The organism is Candidatus Sodalis sp. SoCistrobi (assembly GCF_900143145.1).
Lineage (GTDB): Bacteria > Pseudomonadota > Gammaproteobacteria > Enterobacterales > Enterobacteriaceae > SoCistrobi.
Genome location: NZ_FRDB01000270.1, coordinates 1 through 3,418, shown reverse-complemented (window position 1 = coordinate 3,418; position 3,418 = coordinate 1). Strand labels below are relative to the sequence as shown.

The window sequence follows — 3,418 nt, the reverse complement described above, 5'->3', positions numbered from 1 at the left end:
TGCTCATGCTGAGTTTCCAGCACTAGATTAACTGCCCGTTCACGGACTTCCGGAGAGTAACGTTTGGTCGTTGTCATAGAGACCTCCACTTTTAAAGTATAGACTCTAATTTATCCGGGGTGATTCAGGCCTGGCTGTGTGAACATCATTTGCTGATGATGCAGCCGCAGGATCCGCTGGGCCGGGTGGTGCACCGGGCGCTGCAGTCACAGGGGCTGCGCTCGCGCGGCACGCTGCAAATCAAGACCTATTCTGTCATTGCCGATATGGTGCTGGCCGGCGGTGGGGTGGGGATTGTCGACACGTTTACCGCCAGACGCTATGCCGCGCAGTTGCAGGTGGTGGCAATCCAGGAGCCGCTGCCGTTTGAGGTGCAATGGTTGACCACCGCGTCTCACGCCGCCGATCCGGCGGTGTTGCTAATGCGCAGCGTCATTGGCCGGCAGTTGGCGCAGTGGATTGACGCGCCGCGTGATGGCTCGGCGGCGGTAACAGTGGATTAACGCGCCGCTCCTTGCCCCGGCGAAGGCGGTTAAGGGCGCGCCGCCGTCTTCACGGCTGATGCTAAGGTTGACATGCCCCGGGCTTAGAACTCAGGGAACCTGCCGGCGCGCGGAAGGCCACGGCCGGCAGGGGGGTTATTTCCAGAAGTCGTCAAACACCGTCACCGGCGGATGACGCTTGTGCTCGGTGCGCTGATACCAGTTTTCAATCACCCGCGCCGCGGCGGCGTCGATGGTCTTGCCTTCTAGATAGTCATCAACCATTTCGTAGCTGACGCCCAACGCCGTTTCATCCGGCAGCGCGGGGCGGTCTTCTTCCAGGTCGGCAGTGGGTGCCTTCAGGTAAAGATGCTCGGGGCAGCCGAGGTGTTGCAATAGGGCACGGCCCTGGCGTTTATTCAGTCGGAAGAGGGGATTGATATCGGTACCGCCGTCGCCGTACTTGGTGAAAAAACCGGTAACCGCCTCCGCCGCATGATCGGTGCCCACCACCAGACCGGCGGTCATGCCGGCAATACTGTATTGCGCTTTCATGCGCTCGCGGGCTTTTTCATTTCCTTTGACATAGTCGCTTAAGACGATGCCCGCCTCGCGCAGGGTCGCCTCGCTGGCCTGGATGGCGCTTTTGATATTGACGGTAACCACCCGGTCAGGCTGGATAAACGCAATGGCGTCCCGGCAGTCCGCTTCGTCTTGTTGCTCACCGTGGGGCAGACGGACGGCGATAAATTGGTAATCGGCAACGCCGGTTTCTTGACGGAGCTCGTTTATCGCCTGTTGGCAGACCTTGCCCGTCAGCGTCGAATCCTGGCCGCCGCTGATGCCCAGCACCAACGTGCGCACAAAGGTATGCTTTTTCAGGTAGGCTTTGAGAAAGTCCACGCTGACCCGAAATTCGGCCGCCGGGTCAATCGCGGGTTTCACGCCCAGCGCCGCTATTATCTCTTGCTGTAGTGCCATTCGCTTTGTCTCCTGAAACGTAAAGCTGCGGGTATCGCAAACGTCATGATGAGGGTGATGGCAAAAGTGTAAAGCCTAACGCTTAGAAGAGAAAGCGTTACCCGTGCGCGATGACATTATCGGTTATCAACATTGGCGCGTCACAAAAATACGCTCCAAAATGAACGGCCTATTTGTAAAAATGCGTTTTGGCATCTAGGCTTAGTCATACACACAATGAATGAGGTGACCTCGATGAATAATAAAATGGTTCTGGCTGTTTGCGCCGCGGCGACGATTTCTTTCCTTTCCGGCTGTACCGCTTACGATCGTGCCGACAGTTATGTTAACAAACCCGTCGTCAGCGATGTGAAAAAAGGTATGACTAAAGAACAAGCGCGCGCCATCGGCGGCGTGCCGGCGACGTCATCGACCATGATTAACGCCCGCGGAACCTGTGATTCCTATGTGCTGGGCAACCGAAACGGCAAACCCATTAATTATTTCGTCAGCTACGATGAAACCGGCAAGGTCTTGAACAAAGGGTTCCAGAGCTGCCAAGAATATGACACCAATCCCCAGCAGGGCCAGTAAGCACGCCCGCCTACGCCGTGGGGCGCCCCACGGCCTTGCGGGGCCGCAATGTGACGCCGGGCGCGCCTCGCCGTGGTATTCGCGAGTTTGCGCGACCGTTACCCCCCGGCTAACGGTCGCCAGCGGGCCTTTACCTGACCTCAAATTAGCAACAACGCCACGCAGAATATCATTGCCCCCCGCGCCATAACCCGTTTCTCGCCGCCCTGCTCGCGATGGCAACCACCTCGCTGCCCTTAACCGTCGTCGTCGGCGGCGAGAGGGGCATGTTAATAAACATGTCAGCGTAACGGGGATTTTTCGTTTTATTTACCTATCGGCCCCTCGGCAGGTTAACGTCCAGACGTATAATGAGAATGAACATTCATTATAGGATTGGGCGTGATGTCTCTTTCAAGATTTTTGGCGGTAGGTCTGATATTTTTCATCGTGGCCTGCGACAGGCAACCGGCTGCGACTCCCGAGGAGACGGCAATTGAAGTGGGCGTGACAACCCTGCAGGCGCAGCCGGTCACGTTAACCAGCGAATTAACCGGTCGGGTAAAAGGCAGGCTGGTGTCTGAGGTTCGCCCGCAAGTGGACGGTATCATTCAAAAGCGGCTGTTTACCGAAGGCGATGAGGTCAAGGAAGGGCAGGTGCTGTATCAAATCGACCCCGCCAGCTACCAGGCCAGCTACGATGAGGCGCTGGGGCAACTGAAAAATGCCGTCGCGGTGGTCAACAGCAGCAAGCTCAAGGCACAGCGCTATGCGGCGTTGGTTAAGGAAAACGGCGTTTCCCGTCAGGATGCCGATGAAGCGGCGGCCACCTGGCAACAAAATGTCGCCGCGGTGGATCAATATCGCGCCGCGGTTCAGAGCGCGCGCATCGATCTACAACGAACACTTATCAAAGCGCCGATTTCCGGCCGTATCGGGATATCGTCGGTTACCCCCGGTGCGCTGGTAGAAGCCAATCAGTCCGACGCGCTGGCGACGATCCGCGCGCTGGATCCTATCTATGTCGATCTTACCCAGTCGAGCAGCCAGCTCTTGCTACTGCGCCGCCAGCAGGCGTCGCTGAAGCAGGAAGGCGACACGGTGCCGGTGCCGGTGCCGGTGCCGGTGACGGTCACGCTGGAAGACGGCTCGCGCTACTCGCATACCGGTAAACTGGAACTGACCGAGGTGGCGGTGGATGAGGCAACGGGCACCGTTACGCTGCGCGCTGCTATTGTACCCAATCCCCAACATGAGCTGTTGCCGGGGATGTATGTGTTATTGCAAGTTTAAAATGTCAACTAATCCCGCAAAGTAGAAATGTCACCTTTTCCTGATGAAATGTTATGCTGTGCATATTTAACTCAGAGATGTGAAACATCATGCCTAATGTGCTGCAAAAT

At 57.1% G+C, this 3,418-nt stretch carries 3 protein-coding genes and 1 pseudogene; 3 read left to right on the top strand and 1 reads right to left on the bottom strand.

Annotation, left to right across the window (positions count from 1 at the left end; translation table 11 throughout):
* Nucleotides 1-119: 119 nt before the first annotated feature.
* Nucleotides 120-503 carry a LysR substrate-binding domain-containing protein gene (locus CINSTRO3249_RS14210; RefSeq protein ID WP_074013740.1) on the top strand — a complete coding sequence of 128 codons (384 nt, stop codon included), beginning with the start codon at nt 120-122 and terminating at the stop codon, nt 501-503.
* Between the two features lie 135 nt (nt 504-638).
* Here the strand turns inward: CINSTRO3249_RS14210 and nadE are convergent, their stop codons facing one another.
* Nucleotides 639-1,463, bottom strand: a complete 825-nt coding sequence (gene nadE / locus CINSTRO3249_RS14205; RefSeq protein WP_074013739.1) for an ammonia-dependent NAD(+) synthetase — start codon at nt 1,461-1,463, stop codon at nt 639-641.
* Between the two features lie 234 nt (nt 1,464-1,697).
* On the opposite strand from nadE, the gene osmE reads away from it, so the two are divergent.
* Together osmE and CINSTRO3249_RS14195 are read left to right on the top strand one after the other, a co-directional pair.
* Nucleotides 1,698-2,036 carry an osmotically-inducible lipoprotein OsmE gene (gene osmE / locus CINSTRO3249_RS14200; protein WP_074013741.1) on the top strand — a complete coding sequence of 113 codons (339 nt, stop codon included), beginning with the start codon at nt 1,698-1,700 and terminating at the stop codon, nt 2,034-2,036.
* Between the two features lie 384 nt (nt 2,037-2,420).
* Nucleotides 2,421-3,305, top strand: a pseudogene (locus CINSTRO3249_RS14195) (efflux RND transporter periplasmic adaptor subunit); the annotation flags it as partial.
* Nucleotides 3,306-3,418 lie beyond the last annotated feature (113 nt).